Below are 249 nucleotides of genomic sequence, written 5' to 3' on the forward strand. Positions count from 1 at the left end.
CTCACTCCTCTTGGCGATCTGCACCGTCACGTGCTCGCCCACAATCTCCTGCACACCCTGCTCAAAAGGCTTGCCGGTGTAGCCGCTGTCGCACAGCACACTTTGCACTCGGCCCAGGTTGTGAATCGCACCGGCTTCCGTGGAGGCTCAACTCCTGAGAGGATTGAGTCATGAACACTAAAGCTGCTCGTTTTAGCCCAGAGGTACGTGAACGTGCCGTACGTTTGGTGCAGGAATGCCAAGCGGATT

Annotated in this window: 1 pseudogene; it reads right to left on the reverse strand. The window is 57.0% G+C overall.

The window, feature by feature from the left end:
• Positions 1 to 117 (reverse strand): annotated as a pseudogene (locus SJH88_RS19595) (IS5/IS1182 family transposase); the annotation flags it as partial.
• Between the last annotated feature and the right edge of the window lie 132 nt (positions 118 to 249).

Source organism: Comamonas sp. GCA5, assembly GCF_036541385.1.
In the GTDB taxonomy this organism is placed as follows: domain Bacteria; phylum Pseudomonadota; class Gammaproteobacteria; order Burkholderiales; family Burkholderiaceae_C; genus Comamonas; species Comamonas aquatica.